This window comes from Colwellia chukchiensis (assembly GCF_002104455.1).
Classification (GTDB): Bacteria; Pseudomonadota; Gammaproteobacteria; order Enterobacterales; family Alteromonadaceae; genus Cognaticolwellia; species Cognaticolwellia chukchiensis.
Genome location: NZ_NBOC01000002.1, coordinates 255,955 through 271,718, shown reverse-complemented (window position 1 = coordinate 271,718; position 15,764 = coordinate 255,955). Strand labels below are relative to the sequence as shown.

Sequence of the window (15,764 nt, the reverse complement as noted above, 5' to 3'; positions counted from 1 at the left end):
AGGAATAACATGAATATTCATACGCTAGCTGACTACCTCAACACCTTAGCCGATGAATCAGATACAGGTATGGTGTTTGATTGCCAACCGATATCAGGTGAAGTTGATGTTTTGCAAATTACCGTACTGGGACGTGAAGAGTTACCTATTTTTGTTTCTGTCACTGATGATCAAGTGCTTTGTATTACTTACTTATGGGACAAATCAGAAGTAAAAGAAAATAAGATGAACGATATGCATGTCAGCATGTTAGAAATGAACATTCCAATGCCTTTATCTTCTTTTTCAAAAATTGGCGATAAATATGTCATTTTTGGTGCACTAGCCATTAGCTCAACATTTAACGATATCGAACATGAACTTGCGGTATTAAGCAATAACGCCTTAGAAATTATTGACGACATGAGTGATTACTTAATTTAAGCAACCACCTTAGGAGTATTATTATGAGTATTTTTAAAAAAATTATGACAGCCATTCGCGGTGGTGCCACAGAAGTAGGTGAATCAATTGTCGACGCCAATGCCACCCGAATTTTTGAACAAGAAATTCGCGATGCAGAAAACCACCTCACCAAAGCAAAGCGTGAATTAACTGGGGTTATGGCGCAACAAATGTCATCAAGTCGTGATGTTGATCGTATTAAACGCGAGATCATCGAACACGAAGGCTATGCCGTGCAGGCATTAGAAAAAGGCGACGAAGCGTTAGCCCTTGCAGTGGCGGAAAAAATATCAGCCCTAGAAAGCGAGTTAAGCACCCAGCAGCAAGCACTCGATAGTTTTGAAGGTAACGCACAACGCCTGAAAGAGTTAGTTAAGAAAAGTGAGCGTCAAGTTGCTGAATATAAACGTCAATTATCTATGGTGAAGACTACCGAAAGCGTTCAAAAAGCAACCTCGGCTATCACAGATAATTTCTCATCAAGCAACTCGAAGTTATTAAGCGCGAAAGACTCGTTAGAGCGCATCAAAGCTAAACAGCAAAAGTTTGATGATCGTATGAAAGCTGCAGAGGTGCTTGAGTCTGAAAACTCTGACAACTCACTAGAAGCTAAGCTTAAAGAAGCCGGTATTGGTGCCACAAATAACAACGCCAACTCAGTATTAGAGCGTTTAAAGGCAAAGCAAAAATAACCCGTACCATCCACCTTACCGCTTAGCACCGAAAATGCTAAGCGGTTTTTTGGTTTTAGCGAGTGCTGTATTTAGGAGCAACGAGTGAGCTTTTTTAAAAATATTTTTAGTAAACCCAAAGCCGAGCGCACGCTTGATAACGTTAAAGACCTCTCCTTAGGTGATATTATTGTTATCTCTGATAGCTTTGCCTTACCTGCCGAGCTGCGCGCACAGGAGCTACAAGTAACTGCGGTCAATAGTTACGAATTTGAGCGAAAAAACCAACTAGAATGGGTATTGCAAGGCAACAGTGATACTGAACTCTATTTAAGTTTGGATGAAGATGATAAAACCTATCTCAAGTTTTCCTTGAAAATAACACCGCAAGACGTTGAAACGCTTTTTGACCTTGACAGCTTTGCAGAAATTTTTGAGGAAACGGCGCAAGTTCAATTACAGCGACAAGCGGATAATGAGACAACAACTGGCTGGAGTAGTGAGCGTTACCAGCAAAGTGGCTCGGTTCAAGTAGGCTATTTTCATCGTAAAGATCACCGCGAAAACACAATTTCGCCCTATCAAGACCAAGACAGTGGTGAGCCATTTGAGCTATTTTGCTTGTATAATGAAGACCAAGCTTATGGCATTGATATCGAAGTATGGCAAGATGGCGATACCGATGTATTTTTAACCTTATTTAGACCAACAACCGACCTTGTTGACATGTACCCAGGAAGTTAATTGTGACACGAAAACTCCCCGAAAAATGGCAATCGTCTGTCAAAGCGGTTAAAGCCGTACAAGTGGCTTTTGATATGGACGAAAAAATTCAACTGGCCATCAGAAAACAAGCGCTCGAGGCGGGTATTAGCCCCTCAGAGCAAATTAGAGATATATTAGGGCTACCGACCAATAAACGCCCTAAACGTCCGCGCTTAACGGTTAGCTTATCGGCTAGCGATTATGAGTTGCTTGGAGAAAAATACGCTTTATCTGCAGAGCAGCAGCTTGAAATCAAAAAAAAACTGATGGATGACTTAATTAACTATGTTAATCAAGGCTTAAAAAATAACGACCAAAGCTAGCCATAGTTATCGTTATCTAACGTGATAAAAAGCCTGATAGTCTCGTTAGGCTTACACTTAACTCGACAGTATAAATAATCAGTAAACTTGCCCTCATCACATTTAATCATCCCCTAATGTCACAACGGCTACTGGGCGATACGTCAAGCGTTGCAACCCTCGCTACTGAGTATAAACATTCCGGCAGTAATCCATTTACCCTTAAGGTGATATTTACGGTTTCATCAATATCGCTACCGTTATATTATTTGCAACGCAACACATCGAATTAAAAAGAGAATAGTTATGTCATTTGTATTTCAAAACATCGCGAATAAATCTGGACTTTGCTCGGTAGATGAATTTGGCGTGGTAAACTATAAAACTCGCTTTATTGCCTTAATGTCAATTTTATTAATGCTCAGCTTTGTACTGTTATTTGGTTACATTACCTATCATGCTGAAATGGGCGTTGCCGGCGCCACCATAAGCGATTTTTCAGACGCCATATGGTTAATGGTTATGGCTAGCACCACTATAGGCTTTGGTGACCATTATCCGGTAACGACACTTGGCCGTACCATGGTAACGCTAATGTTTATATTTGGGGTAGGTATTATCGGTGGTTTAGGCGCCTTAATTGCTGCAAAAATATTTGGCTTTTCAGATACTAATGTAAAAAATAGAGAGCTTCGAAAACAAAACGCGGAAATTTATCAAAAGCTATTAACGCTAGAGCAACTGTTATTAAAAGATAAGTAATGTGCACAAGTATAAGCTATAGCACAAACACTTTTTTATAATAACATAATATATTCAGTAACTTAGTTTTAGGTATTTTTTAGAAAATGTTTTTATCTTGTGCCATACTAAACAATGATATGTAAGGTTGGCTGAGTTCAATAGCTTGCCAGTAAAACAATAAACGACCTAAAACACAGGGAAAATATTATGCTATTAAAGAAATTAACCATAGTTACATTCGTTGCAGTTCTTAGCGGTTGTGCTAACAACAGCGCTTTAGAAGAAAATATATCTCGCCTTAACCAAAAAGTTGATAGCCTTTCTGAGCAGGTCAATAGCTTAAATTCAAAAACACAGAAACTATCGGGTAAAGTTAACGACTTAAGTGCGGCGCAAAAACAAACTAGCAAAGCTGTTAATGCCACCCAAATGGCAGTCGACAAAACGAATGAGCGAATCGATAACATGGTTGCCAGTTATAAAAAATAAGCAACCAATAGCCAGGAAATATACGCCGATAAAGTCGCCAACGGCGTAGTCACTTCAAGGCAAGAGGCACAATCCAAGCGTGATAAGCGCTTGGATTTTTTATTGTTTAGTTAGCAAAAACTCCAATTAACTTAGCTAACTTAGCGATGATAAACGACGTGTTATTAGCAGTGAAATGTCTCTGCATAAAACAAGCTGCTTTATAGCTGCGCGTGCAGGCAAATAGCCACAACTCACCTTAGCTAAAACGCCAACGGCGAAGTGTCAGTTAGTGCTCAGTGTGATAACTAGGCCGGTAGGCGACGCTATTTGTTGTGAGAGTAGCGCTTTATTAGCCGCTAAATTACCAACAAAGTCTCTTACGGCAGGTGTTGGCTTTAACCGCGTAGGCTCGCCTTCTTCACCTGTTAATGGGCTATGCACTTCCATTAAACGATGCGCAGCTTCATAGGATAATTTTATCGGTTGCTCAACAATGCGTACTGGCGTGTTAATGTCGACATTTTTATATAACCACTCGATATCATCGTCATAAAGGCGAATACAGCCTGAGCTTGAGCGCATACCAATACCAAAACGCTGATTAGAGCCATGTAATAAATAGACACTGCGCCCTAACCTTAGAGCATACTTCCCAAATGGGTTGTTGGCACCGGCAGGTATTTCATCTGCAAGCTGTTTGCCGTGTTCCTTAAAATACCGAGCTTTAGTTTCTGCGGTAGGTCGCCACACCGGATCTTTTCGCTTTTCACTTATATAGCTGACCGTTTTCGGGGTTGCTAAACCCTGTCGGCCTATGCCCACCGGAAAAACATGTACTTGCGTGCCATTTTTGGGAAAGTAATAAAGACGTAATTCAGGCAGGTTAATAACGATCCCTTCACGCTTTGTGTATGGCAGCAGCATTTGGCTTGGAATAAGCAAGGATGTTCCTGGCTCAGGTAAAAATGGATCAACCCCTGGGTTGGCTGCCATTAACGCCAGAAAACCCACGTTATATTGCTCTGCAATCGCTTGGAAATAATCGCCTTTGACGATTTGATGGGTTTGCAGCTCACCTATCAAACGAGAACCCGGCGCCGGTAGCGGATAAGCTTTTGCTAGCACATGCTCCGCCCTAAGCAATAACAACAGCAAAACGATCACTGTCAACAAATTAACGAATCGCACCCTGCGAATGATGGAGCAGCAATCACTATAACTCATCACTAGGCTAACTATACAGGGCACAAGATTTAATATCATAAAGTCACCACAAGCTCATTACTGCTCTTCTAACCAATATGGCGCCATAGTGACGGCAATGGCTTTAGAGTTATTTAATGCTATTAACAAACCTTCCATTTTAGTTTGCTGCCATTGCACTAGCCTTGCTGGTGCTTGGTTTAATTTTGCCAATTGCTGCTGAATAATCCACAGTGATTGCAATTCGCTGATCCCTTGTTGTAGATCTAACCAAGGTCGCCGAAACTTGTCGCGTAACTCATTATCAAATAGTCCAGCAAGCCAAGCTCCGGTCAACGAGCTTCGGTATAAGGGCTTGCTTTGCGCTATATATTGCTGACTCGTTAGCTGCTCGACACTGTTCATTTCGCTGCTCATTTCACTTAAGCTTGATTGAATTTTTTGTTGTGCGAAATTCATCAATTCAGCGCTAAGAACTTTGTCAGCTTGCTGCTGACTTTCGGTGCGGCATAAATACAATTTTAAGATGGCAAGTTGCAACTGATTAAATCGAGAGCTGTGTAATAATTGACTAATATCGTCAGGGCTAGGAAAACGTCGTTCCTCTATTTTTAATTGCTTGATCAGTTGCTTACTATAGTCGAGCTTTTTGCGATAATTACCAGTTTTGTTGGTTAGCTCTTGTAAATGTAGGGCATTATCTACCCAAGCTAATAAGTGTACGAAGTGGCTTAGCTCATCACGCAAGGTCAACTCGTTTGCCGTTAAATGTTGTTCAAACAACCAAAAGCCGTGACGCATTAAAGCTAAATTTGCTTTAATGTCGGCTAATTGCCGTAAATTTTTTGTCTGTAAGTACACTTCGACACTGTCTTGCAGTTGCGCCAGCGTACGGTTTAGACCAAGCGTAAAGGCACTGGCTATAGAGCCCGAGTCCTGCTGGCAAACATAGTTTGCTACAACAGGCGTTGCATTGGCATGACGAGATTGCAAAAGTGCATAGCCTCTCGCTGCTTTACTTTTTATGCCCGGGCGCATTTGCAATCGTTGAAATAATAACGATGCTAGGGCAAATAATGCGCTTTTATCACCTTTAACCAGTTCAAGTTCTATTTCATTGATGGGGGTTGATTGGCCTGCACGACTAATTTGCCCCTGATCATAAGCTAATTCGATAATATTATTGTTGTCATCACTTAATAACCAAGTACAACGGGTAAAATCTGTGCTAAATAACGTAATTAAATGTTTTTGTATATCAGCAATGTTTTGATCTGCCTGCCAAACCGAAGCAGGAAACAGAGATAAGTCAGGCGCTAAGGTACTAATATCGACATTATACTCTGGGCGTGCATGCAAACCACCAACCACTTGCCCCGCGGTTTTTAACGTTTGTTCAATATGCTGTTTATTTTTTCGAACTCGCAAGCCCATATCATGCTGTCGCAAGTTTAAATCTGCGGTGTCAAAGTAACGATTGAGCAATGACGTTTCTTGATATGAATATTGCATATTTTCATCGCGAAACAGTTGCTCTATTTTTTCTACGACATTAACATCTAAAACTAAATATTTAAGCTCTATCTCTGTGCTCATACTCTTCCAAAACTGGTTAAAACTCTGACGCTTTATCTGCAGTGATAAAACTTTTTGTTATTGGTATAAGATAATAACGACAATTTTACATGATTGATATTTTATCGCAAAAATCTTGCGAATCTAGCCAACTGCACTTGCTATCACTGTGGCAAAGCCCTACTATTCTTGCCAATCTTTGTTTAAATGGCGCTTTTGGTTATTTCATGATGAACCTAAAAAATACACTTGTTGCTTTACTTTTCTTTACTTCTTTATTTTCTTTCGCCCAAGAAACTGACACCACCACTACTGCCGGCTATATTTCTGAAGATCTGATTGTTTATATGCATACTGGTGCAGGCAAGAATTACCGGATTATGGGCACGGTTAGCTCAGGCGAAAAAGTACAGCTAACAGGCGCCACTAAAAATGATTACAGTGAAATTATTACTGATAAAGATCGCACCGGTTGGATAGAAAGCCAGCATGTATCAACGACACCAGGTATGCGTTATGTTATCGCAGACTTAAACGAGAAGCTCGCCAGCATGCAAGAAAACCAACGCCAACTTTCCGCACAACTTGACGAAGCAACGAAAACTATTAGCTCATTAACAAGCGATCGCAGCGATCTACAAAATAACATAGCGGCGCTGAATATGGAGTTAACCGAAACCAAATCGCAGTTAAAAAACCAAGACACCAATATCAAAAAACAATGGTTTTTTAATGGCGCCATTGTATTAGGTGTCGGCTTGTTGCTGGGCTTAATTTTACCGCGTTTATTCACTAAACGCCGAGCCAGTATGGAAAACTGGGGCTAACGTACCAACCATTATTAGCACTAATTTTATTACCTTAAATTTAAGACGAAAACAGATATTTTGAAATTACATAATTTATTTTACGGCTTACTTTGCTGCAGCTTTATTAGCTCAGCTGAGCCTTGGATTGATAGCTCTGATATTTACCTAAGACACAGTATTCAAAACTTAGCGGATGCTGGCTATATAAATACCCCAGTAACCACATTTCCCTTAATGTGGTTAGATATTGCCCGTGATTTAAAGCAAATAAACTACGCATCGCTTAGCAACACCAACAAAGAAGCCTTTAACTATATCAATCATCAGCTTAGACTGGCGAAAAACAACAGTAAAACTGTCGAATTACTCACCGCAAGCAAAGACAAACGCTTCACCAGTTTTGGTGAAGATTTTCGCGATAAAAACAGCCTAAAAATTCAAGCTAGCTATATGACAGATGCCCTAGCTTTTAAGTTATCATCAAGTATTGTTAACGATCCAATCGACGGTGATAAAACACGATTTGATGGCAGTTATGTGGCCGGGTTTATTGGCAACTGGGTTTTATCGCTTGGCAAACAAGACAGATGGTGGGGCCCTGGCTGGGACAGTAATTTAAGCTTAACGAATAACGCGAGACCCATGCCAGCGCTATCGCTATCTAGGCGTTCAGCCATACCGGTCAACATCCCTTTTACCGAGGTAAAAGTGCCATGGACCATGAGCACTTTTATGGGCGTCATGGACGATAACCGTGTGATAAAAAACACCTTACTTTGGGGCTTTCGCCTAAACTTTACGCCAATAAAAGGTTTAGAAGTAGGTGTAACGCGCCTCGCACAATGGGGTGGTGATGGCCGTTCTCAAAGCTTACATACTTTTGGTAATGTCCTGCTTGGCAAAGATAATTGCGGTGCTGGCGGTTTAGATTGCGGCGAAAATAAAGAAAACGAACCGGGTAATCAACAAGCCGGCTATGACTTGCGTTACTCATTCACAATGTTTAATAGACCTATGGCTATTTACGGTCAATATTTTGCTGAAGACGGTGACAATGATAACTCGCTAGGTTTTTTAACTGAGCCACAAGTGCAAATTGGCGTCGATAGCCAAATAGAAATTTTTTCTGCGCCAACCACGGTTTATTTAGAGTTTACCGATACCTATGCTGACTGCCGAGACATCCCAAACAGTAACATTGGCAATTGTTATTATGAACACCATATTTACCAAACTGGCATGCGTTATCAGCAAAAAACCTTAGGTAACTTGTATGACAATGATGCCAGCAGCTTAGTATTAGGGTTGATATCTACGCTTGATGCCAATACCCATCTCAGCACGAAGGTAAGGCATTTACAACTGAACAAAGACAACAACGATAAAGCCCCGAACAGTGCCATTATTGGCAACCCGTTAACCAAGGTGGCAGAAGATATGCTGGTGATATCGAGTAGCGTGCGCCACAGTTATAAAAACTGGCGTTATACTCTTGGGTTTGAGCATAGTCGCTCATCCTATGAAAATGATATTGCTGATAACAATCAAACCAATATTTTTGCCAAAGTTGAATATAACTTGTAACCATTTACTTTGCTTATGAATAAAATCAATGCCTGTCCAGTATATGTCGTTAATTTAGACGCTGCTCCTGCCCGCATGAGCACTATGGCTGCGCAACTTAATACCCTTGGTATAGCTTACCAGCGTATTACTGCGGTTAATGGTCTAGACTTGTCTGCCCAGGAAATAGCAAGCAGTTACTCAAAAACACTAAATCGTCAACACTTTCGCTATAATTTATCCTTAGGTGAAATAGGCTGTTATATGAGTCATAGAAAGATATGGCAATTAATGCTTGATGAGGGTATTGAGTTTGCTGTGGTGTTAGAAGACGACTTAGTGATAAAGGATAAATTTCGCCAACTTTTTGCTCAAATCGACACCTTAAAACAGTTTGATTTGATCAAACTTGCCGACAATCGAAACTACCCAGCAGCACAAAAACTCGGGCTTGCCAACGACTTGCAATTAGTGAATTATCATACCATACCTAACTGCACCACTGGCTATACCATCAGCCTCAACGGTGCTAAGAAGCTACTGGCACGAAAAAAATTCTATCGCCCCGTTGATATTGATATCCAATTTTGCAAAGAATTAAACTTGTCAGTGTACGGTTTACAGCCCTACCCTATTTCCGAAAACCGCAGTTTTGAAAGCGATATCGCCGCATTTAATGGTGGTCGACACGGTAAGAAAACCACCAGCTTAATCCGAAATATAAAATATCGCTTAGCACTATGGTATTTACGAAAATCGCACTTATCTGGAAGATTTTAAATTAGGCTAATAAGCCCTATCTCCCCCAATAACCTAGGCTACGACGCATTTTAAATGCCCGTAGCAAGTTAAGCGGTTTCTTTTTGCGATTAATGAGCTGCCCAGCCAACATACTATCTACGGCATCTAAAACGCGCTGCGCTGAATGCCCATCTTGTTTTGGGTGGGTTTCACAAATAAAGCGCTCAATATTAGCCATTAACGCCTTGGGCCGAGTAAGTGCTTTTTCTAGGGCCGGCGCTAGTTGCTCAGCTTGGCTAATATTTAACATATAATCACGGGGCGAAATGTTGTTAAATGTCACCACGGGCTTTCCTTGCAGCACAAACATTATCAGCACCGATGAAGTATCACATAGCATCACATCAGCTTCTTGCAATAGTGGGATGACATTATCGGTTTCAACAAACGTTAAATGCTCGCTTTCAATCGCTTTATACTGCTTAACAATTTCTGCATCCATTTTTGGGTGAAACTGTATTTTCCATTGCCACCTGCCCGTGCTACTTAATTGCTTGATGGTTTCAAGTAAAATAGGCGCGCAAGTTAAGTTGCGTGAAAATGTCGAACACATCAAGATGTTGGCTTTGTTATTCGCTTTTATCTTATCGTGCTCAACATCAGTAAAAAGCGGATCTAATGCCGGCCAACCAGTTTCAACAACCGAAAAATGTCCATGCTGCTGTGCTAATGCATGAAATTTATTAGTGGTATTGGGACCCTGCGTACAATACAGATCAAAGCAGCCTCTGATATTAAAATGATCTTCAAAACCACGCCGATTTAACTTACCCGAATTAAAGCCATGAAAAACAGCCACTTTTAAACCAGGAATAAAACTTGGCACCGTATTACCCGGTACAAAAACCGCAATAGGCTGGTATTGCTTGATTGCTTTTATTGATGTTAAGGCGAGTTCATTGTCATGTAAAAATGCATGATTTATTTCATCACCGTATAAAAACCATCGAACCTCACCACCACGTTCTATAATCGCTTTTTGCAAGGGTCTCAAGATGGCAAAACTGTAGTTCTGGCTAATGAAGAATAGATACTTTTTAACTGTCATTAAATAAAATCTCTGTGCTGATGCCACATTCGTTTTAACTTGTTATGGTGCGCGCGTATATTTAAGCTGCTCGCTCAATGCAGATTTCCCGCGACTTTGCTCATTAGGCTACGTCACTAATGCTTACCACATAAAAGCTAAATCTCTGTTTGCTATCATAATACCACGGTTAAATAGGAGTTAAATCTACAATTAGCTCTAATAATATTCGAGACAGCGTTCAAAGGTGCTGCTTTAACAACAATAACTGTGCTTAAACTATTATTTGTATATTTTTTATTGACAACTCAACCCCTGTTGGGCTAATAATACCCCATCAACTATTGAAACCAACTAACAACAGCGTATTAACTTAGAACAATGAATATTTATACTCACATTATTCGAATTAACCTCCTCCTCGCATTACTGATGCGCGGTGAGTTGTTGTTGTTAAAAAGTTAAATAGATAACCTAATAAACACTAAACCCGCGCTAATTATCGCGGGTTTTTTTATGCCCGCCACTTTACGCACTAGATATAATTCAGGATAAAACATGGGCACTGCAAACGATAAAGTTATAATATTTGACACCACATTACGTGACGGCGAACAAGCATTAAACGCTAGCTTATCGGTACATGAAAAGCTACAAATAGCCCACGCTATCGAACGTTTAGGTGTCGATGTCATGGAAGTGGGTTTTCCTGTTTCTTCTCCTGGCGACTTTCAGTCAGTACAAGCCATTGCGCAAACTGTAAAAAACTCGCGTGTTTGTGCCCTAGCTCGCGCCGTGGAAGCCGATATCAAAGCCTGCGCCGACGCATTAAAACCGGCTAAAGACTTTCGTATTCATACCTTTATTTCTACGTCAGATGTTCATGTTCAACAAAAATTAAAAAAGAGCTTTAGTGATGTGCAAGCCATGGCCGTTCATGCGGTAAAGTATGCACGCCAATTTACCGACGATGTCGAATTTTCTTGCGAAGATGCCGGTAGAACACCAATTGATAACCTTTGTCGTATGGTAGAGCAAGCCATAAAAGCCGGTGCAACAACGGTCAATATCCCAGATACCGTCGGTTATACTTTGCCGGGTGAGTTTGGCGGTATCATTGAAACTTTATTTAATCGTGTACCTAATATAGACCAGGCAGTGATCTCAGTACATTGTCATAATGACTTAGGCTTGGCAGTGGCTAACTCTATGGCTGCCGTGCAAGCTGGCGCAAGACAAATTGAATGTACTGTCAATGGTATTGGCGAGCGCGCGGGTAATTGTTCACTAGAAGAGGTGGCCATGATCATGAAAACTCGCCAAGAGCTATTAAGGGTTCACAGCCAAATAAACCACCAAGAAATTGCACGCACGTCAAAATTAGTCAGTCAGCTTTGCAATATGCCAGTACAGCTTAATAAAGCCATTGTTGGTGGCAATGCCTTTAGTCATTCGTCAGGTATCCATCAAGATGGCATGTTAAAAGCCAGTAATACCTATGAAATTATGACCCCTGAAAGCGTTGGTATCAGTAAAACTAAATTAAATTTAACCTCGCGCAGCGGTCGCCATGTCATTAAACATCGCATGGAAAGTTTAGGCTATCAAGCGTCTGATTATGACTTAGAAACCTTATACAGTGACTTTTTGGCATTAGCAGATAAAAAAGGTCAAGTGTTTGATGATGACCTAGAGGCGTTGCTGTTTAATATTCAACAGCAAGACCAACAAGACTTTTACCGCTTAGACACCTTAAATGTGCAAAGTGGCGGTAGCGAATTTGCCACCTCCAGCATCAAGCTTGCTTTAGGTGATGAGCATAAAATCGTTTCCGCCACTGGTAATGGCCCGGTTGACGCCTTATATCGCGCCATTAAAAAAGCCATTGATATCGACTTTGAAGTTAGCGATTACAAAATTTCCAACAAAGGTGAAGGTGAAGACGGCTTAGGTAAGGCGGATATTGTGGTTGCTTGGCAAGGGCGTAACTTTCACGGCTATGGCTTAGATACCGACGTCATAAAAGCCTCTGGTAACGCCTTAGTGAATGCGCTAAACGGTATTCGTCGCGCAATGACAATCGCGGAATTGAAAACAGACTTTAAGCAACAAGCGGCAATTGACGGTCAAGGTCAAGTTTAGCCTTAAGGTCAGCAATAAATAACAAAACTCTTATACAACATATAATTACAGGTTTAAAAATACTATGTCGAACATTGCAATATTAGCCGGGGACGGAATTGGCCCAGAAGTTATGGCCCAAGCAGAAAAAGTTTTAGCGACAGTCGCCAAGCAGTATCAGTTTTCAGTGCAGACTAAACATTATGACGTGGGCGGTTGTGCGATCGACAAGCACGGCAAAGCACTACCGGCAAGCACTATTGAAGGTTGTGAACAAGCAGATGCCATTTTATTTGGCTCCGTTGGCGGCCCTAAATGGAGTCACTTACCGCCTGCAGAGCAACCAGAGCGGGCCTCTTTATTAGACTTGCGCAGCCATTTTGGCCTATTTTGCAACATGCGACCAGCACAGCTGCAAGCGGCTATGAGTCATCTTTCGCCATTACGCGCCGATATTTCGCAAGCCGGCTTTGATATTTTAGTGATACGCGAGTTAACCGGCGGGATTTATTTTGGCGAGCCTAAAGGTCGTCAAAATCAAGGGCAAGAAAATGAAGCGGCCTTCGATACCATGATTTATTCTCGCAAAGAAATTAGCCGCATTGCTCACTTAGCGTTTCAATCAGCAGAAAAACGCAATAACCGATTGACCTCTATCGATAAAGCTAACGTATTAGCCTCATCACAATTATGGCGAGAGGTGGTGAATGAAGTCGCCAAAGATTACCCGAAAGTTACACTGGAGCATATGTATATTGATAATGCTGCAATGCAGCTAGTGCGCGACCCAGCGCAGTTCGATGTCATGTTATGTTCAAATTTATTTGGCGATGTTTTATCTGATATTTGCGCTATGATCACCGGCTCCATGGGCTTATTGCCCTCTGCCAGCTTAAATGAGCAAGGTTTTGGTATGTATGAGCCTGCAGGTGGCACAGCGCCGGATATCGCTGGTAAAAACATTGCCAATCCGATCGCGCAAATTTTATCTGTGGCCTTAATGTTGCGTTATAGCTTAAATCAAGGCGATGCCGCCGATGCGATAGAAAATGCGGTCTCTGCAGCCCTTAATGCCGGCCACTTTACCGGTGATCTACTGACTGCAGAGCAACGCCACAATGCCAAGTCAACCGACGAAATGGGCGATATTATTTGCCAATATATTAGCGCACAACAAAACACCTCAGGAGCAAACTAGCATGGCCAGCACCTTATACGAAAAATTATGGCAAAATCATGTCATTGAAGAAAAAGCCGATGAAACCCCGTTAATTTATGTCGATCGTCACCTGATCCACGAAGTTACCTCACCACAGGCCTTTGCTAACTTAAAGTTTCATAATCGTGTGTTACGTCATCCTGAGCGCACTATTGCCACAATGGACCATAATATCTCTACCCGCTCGATTGAAATTAACGCCGCTGGCGAAGGCGCTGCAAATCAATTACGCACGTTAGAAAAGAACTGTAAAGAGTTCGGAATTCAACTCTTTGGCATGGGTCATAAAAACCAAGGCATAGTACATGTGATTGGTCCAGAATTAGGTTTAACACTACCCGGTACCGTGATTGTCTGCGGAGATTCACACACCGCCACTCACGGTGCCTTTGGTGCCCTAGCCTTTGGCATTGGCACTTCTGAAGTTGAGCATGTTTTTGCCACGCAAACCTTACGCCAAACCAAAGCTAAAACCATGAAAATAGAAGTAAAAGGACAAGTAGCTCCGGGTATCAGCGCTAAAGACATTATTTTAGCTATTATCGGTAAAACGGGTAGTGCTGGCGCAACGGGTTATGTGGTGGAATATTGCGGTGAAGCCATTGAGCGCTTGAGTATGGAAGAACGAATGACCATATGTAACATGAGCATAGAGTTTGGTGCCAAAGCCGGCCTTATTGTCCCCGATGAAACAACATTTGCTTACCTAAAAGATAAAGAATACGCCCCTAAAGGTGAGTTATGGCAACAAGCCATCGCCGATTGGCAGCAATTAAAGTCTGATGCCGATGCGCAGTTTGATAGCTACTTAACCCTAGATGCCAAAGACATCAAACCTCAAATTACTTGGGGCACAACACCAGGACAAGTCACACAAATTGATAGTGTTGTGCCTTCACCTGACGACTTTACCGACCCAGTAGAAAAAGAGTCTTGTATTGCGGCGTTAAAATATATGGACTTAACACCAGGTACTAAAATTACTGATATCAGCATCAACAAAGTTTTTATAGGCTCTTGCACCAACTCAAGAATTGAAGATCTTCGCGCCGCCGCAGCTATTGCCAAAGGTAAACAAGTATCACCGAATGTAAATGCCATTGTGGTGCCCGGCTCATATCGGGTGAAGGCCCAAGCAGAAGCAGAAGGCTTAGCACAGATATTTATTGATGCCGGTTTTGAGTGGCGTTTACCTGGCTGCTCTATGTGTTTAGGCATGAATGATGATGTACTTGCACAAGGCGATCGCTGCGCTTCTACCAGTAACCGTAACTTTGAAGGACGTCAAGGCCGCGGCAGTCGTACACACTTAGTCAGCCCAGCACTTGCAGCAGCGTCTGCTATTGCCGGACATTTTGTTGACTTAAGCCAATTAGATTCGCACGTTCAAGGAGCATAACATGGAAAAATTTACCCAACATACAGGTTTAGTTGCCCCATTAGACGCGGCTAATGTCGATACCGATCAGATCATTCCTAAACAATTTTTACAAAAAACCACCCGAACTGGCTTTGGCCAACATCTTTTTCATAGCTGGCGCTATTTAGATGCCGCAGGTGAAAAAGACAACCCTGAGTTTGTTTTGAACCAGCCGCAATATCAAGGCGCCAGTATATTACTAACACGGGAAAACTTCGGTTGTGGCTCGAGCCGCGAACATGCGCCTTGGGCATTACAAGAATATGGCTTTAAAGTGATTATCGCTTCAAGTTTTGCCGATATTTTTTATGCTAACTGTATCAATATTGGTATTTTACCTATTGTGTTGGCCGAAGATGTCATTGAAACCTTATTTCAGCAAGTCAAAGCTAGCCCGCAACATTTTACCCTTGATTTGGCGGCAAAGTCCGTTGCAACCGCCAACGCTCGTTTTGAATTTGAGCTTGCACCTTTTCACCAGTATTGTTTAGAAAACGGTGTTGATAGTGTCGGTTGGACGTTAAATAAGCTCGCAAAAATTGAAGATTACGAAGCAAAAATGCCCGCTTGGCAGTAACCATCATACGTTAACCATCAGCACCGCGCTGATGGTTAACGTGCAGAGGTTA

Annotated in this window: 16 protein-coding genes; 13 read left to right on the top strand and 3 right to left on the bottom strand. The window is 41.7% G+C overall.

From position 1 onward, the window contains the following. Positions 1-9 precede the first annotated feature (9 nt). The 6 genes from B6K83_RS04710 to B6K83_RS04685 all read left to right on the top strand — a co-directional run bounded on the left by B6K83_RS04710 (position 10) and on the right by B6K83_RS04685 (position 3,415). Positions 10-423: a YjfI family protein gene (locus B6K83_RS04710; protein ID WP_085283763.1), complete on the top strand. Its 414-nt coding sequence runs from the start codon at positions 10-12 to the stop codon at positions 421-423. A 23-nt stretch (positions 424-446) separates the two neighbouring features. Then, positions 447-1,136: a PspA/IM30 family protein gene (locus B6K83_RS04705; protein ID WP_085283761.1), complete on the top strand. Its 690-nt coding sequence runs from the start codon at positions 447-449 to the stop codon at positions 1,134-1,136. Positions 1,137-1,220: 84 nt separating this feature from the next. Then, complete coding sequence (locus B6K83_RS04700) at positions 1,221-1,859, top strand: hypothetical protein (protein ID WP_085283759.1); 639 nt, start codon at positions 1,221-1,223, stop codon at positions 1,857-1,859. A gap of 2 nt (positions 1,860-1,861) precedes the next feature. Next, on the top strand, positions 1,862-2,203 hold the full coding sequence (locus B6K83_RS04695; protein WP_085283757.1) for a hypothetical protein: 342 nt from the start codon (positions 1,862-1,864) through the stop codon (positions 2,201-2,203). Between the two features lie 285 nt (positions 2,204-2,488). Beyond that, positions 2,489-2,944, top strand: a complete 456-nt coding sequence (locus B6K83_RS04690) for a potassium channel family protein (protein WP_085283755.1) — start codon at positions 2,489-2,491, stop codon at positions 2,942-2,944. 189 nt (positions 2,945-3,133) lie between these two features. Next, the gene (locus B6K83_RS04685) at positions 3,134-3,415 is read left to right on the top strand and encodes an Lpp/OprI family alanine-zipper lipoprotein (protein ID WP_085283753.1); all 282 of its coding nucleotides are present in this window, start codon (positions 3,134-3,136) and stop codon (positions 3,413-3,415) included. A gap of 264 nt (positions 3,416-3,679) precedes the next feature. Here B6K83_RS04685 and B6K83_RS04680 read toward each other — a convergent pair whose 3' ends face one another. Continuing rightward, positions 3,680-4,660: a L,D-transpeptidase family protein gene (locus tag B6K83_RS04680; RefSeq protein WP_233143794.1), complete on the bottom strand. Its 981-nt coding sequence runs from the start codon at positions 4,658-4,660 to the stop codon at positions 3,680-3,682. Positions 4,661-4,678: 18 nt separating this feature from the next. Continuing rightward, positions 4,679-6,196, bottom strand: a complete 1,518-nt coding sequence (locus tag B6K83_RS04675; protein WP_085283749.1) for a CYTH domain-containing protein — start codon at positions 6,194-6,196, stop codon at positions 4,679-4,681. 206 nt (positions 6,197-6,402) lie between these two features. On the opposite strand from B6K83_RS04675, the gene B6K83_RS04670 reads away from it, so the two are divergent. The 3 genes from B6K83_RS04670 to B6K83_RS04660 are packed head-to-tail and all read left to right on the top strand — an operon-like array spanning position 6,403 to position 9,327. Further along, positions 6,403-7,002: a TIGR04211 family SH3 domain-containing protein gene (locus B6K83_RS04670; protein WP_158088316.1), complete on the top strand. Its 600-nt coding sequence runs from the start codon at positions 6,403-6,405 to the stop codon at positions 7,000-7,002. Between the two features lie 60 nt (positions 7,003-7,062). Next, a complete protein-coding gene (locus B6K83_RS04665; RefSeq protein ID WP_158088315.1) occupies positions 7,063-8,568 on the top strand; it encodes a capsule assembly Wzi family protein in 1,506 nt (501 codons plus the stop codon). Positions 8,569-8,583: 15 nt separating this feature from the next. Beyond that, a complete protein-coding gene (locus tag B6K83_RS04660; RefSeq protein WP_085283743.1) occupies positions 8,584-9,327 on the top strand; it encodes a glycosyltransferase family 25 protein in 744 nt (247 codons plus the stop codon). A gap of 16 nt (positions 9,328-9,343) precedes the next feature. On the opposite strand, the gene B6K83_RS04655 is transcribed toward B6K83_RS04660, so the two are convergent. Further along, the gene (locus tag B6K83_RS04655; RefSeq protein ID WP_085283741.1) at positions 9,344-10,396 is read right to left on the bottom strand and encodes a CDP-glycerol--glycerophosphate glycerophosphotransferase; all 1,053 of its coding nucleotides are present in this window, start codon (positions 10,394-10,396) and stop codon (positions 9,344-9,346) included. 537 nt (positions 10,397-10,933) lie between these two features. On the opposite strand from B6K83_RS04655, the gene leuA reads away from it, so the two are divergent. The 4 genes from leuA to leuD all read left to right on the top strand — a co-directional run bounded on the left by leuA (position 10,934) and on the right by leuD (position 15,712). Then, positions 10,934-12,517 carry a 2-isopropylmalate synthase gene (leuA, locus tag B6K83_RS04650; protein ID WP_085283739.1) on the top strand — a complete coding sequence of 528 codons (1,584 nt, stop codon included), beginning with the start codon at positions 10,934-10,936 and terminating at the stop codon, positions 12,515-12,517. Positions 12,518-12,581: 64 nt separating this feature from the next. Then, complete coding sequence (gene leuB, locus B6K83_RS04645) at positions 12,582-13,694, top strand: 3-isopropylmalate dehydrogenase (RefSeq protein ID WP_085283737.1); 1,113 nt, start codon at positions 12,582-12,584, stop codon at positions 13,692-13,694. Position 13,695: 1 nt separating this feature from the next. After that, positions 13,696-15,114, top strand: coding sequence for a 3-isopropylmalate dehydratase large subunit (gene leuC, locus B6K83_RS04640; RefSeq protein WP_085283735.1), 1,419 nt, complete (start codon positions 13,696-13,698; stop codon positions 15,112-15,114). Position 15,115: 1 nt separating this feature from the next. Next, positions 15,116-15,712 (top strand): 3-isopropylmalate dehydratase small subunit, encoded by a 597-nt coding sequence (leuD, locus tag B6K83_RS04635; protein ID WP_085283733.1) that lies wholly within the window; start codon positions 15,116-15,118, stop codon positions 15,710-15,712. Positions 15,713-15,764: the final 52 nt, after the last annotated feature.

Coding starts and splice junctions, on each gene's coding strand:
- leuB (WP_085283737.1), top strand. CDS start 12,582: ATGTCGAACATTGCAATATTAGCCGGGGACGGAATTGGCCCAGAAGTT.
- B6K83_RS04655 (WP_085283741.1), bottom strand. CDS start 10,396: ATGACAGTTAAAAAGTATCTATTCTTCATTAGCCAGAACTACAGTTTT.
- leuA (WP_085283739.1), top strand. CDS start 10,934: ATGGGCACTGCAAACGATAAAGTTATAATATTTGACACCACATTACGT.
- B6K83_RS04670 (WP_158088316.1), top strand. CDS start 6,403: ATGATGAACCTAAAAAATACACTTGTTGCTTTACTTTTCTTTACTTCT.
- leuD (WP_085283733.1), top strand. CDS start 15,116: ATGGAAAAATTTACCCAACATACAGGTTTAGTTGCCCCATTAGACGCG.
- leuC (WP_085283735.1), top strand. CDS start 13,696: ATGGCCAGCACCTTATACGAAAAATTATGGCAAAATCATGTCATTGAA.
- B6K83_RS04675 (WP_085283749.1), bottom strand. CDS start 6,196: ATGAGCACAGAGATAGAGCTTAAATATTTAGTTTTAGATGTTAATGTC.
- B6K83_RS04685 (WP_085283753.1), top strand. CDS start 3,134: ATGCTATTAAAGAAATTAACCATAGTTACATTCGTTGCAGTTCTTAGC.
- B6K83_RS04690 (WP_085283755.1), top strand. CDS start 2,489: ATGTCATTTGTATTTCAAAACATCGCGAATAAATCTGGACTTTGCTCG.
- B6K83_RS04660 (WP_085283743.1), top strand. CDS start 8,584: ATGAATAAAATCAATGCCTGTCCAGTATATGTCGTTAATTTAGACGCT.
- B6K83_RS04710 (WP_085283763.1), top strand. CDS start 10: ATGAATATTCATACGCTAGCTGACTACCTCAACACCTTAGCCGATGAA.
- B6K83_RS04705 (WP_085283761.1), top strand. CDS start 447: ATGAGTATTTTTAAAAAAATTATGACAGCCATTCGCGGTGGTGCCACA.
- B6K83_RS04680 (WP_233143794.1), bottom strand. CDS start 4,660: ATGATATTAAATCTTGTGCCCTGTATAGTTAGCCTAGTGATGAGTTAT.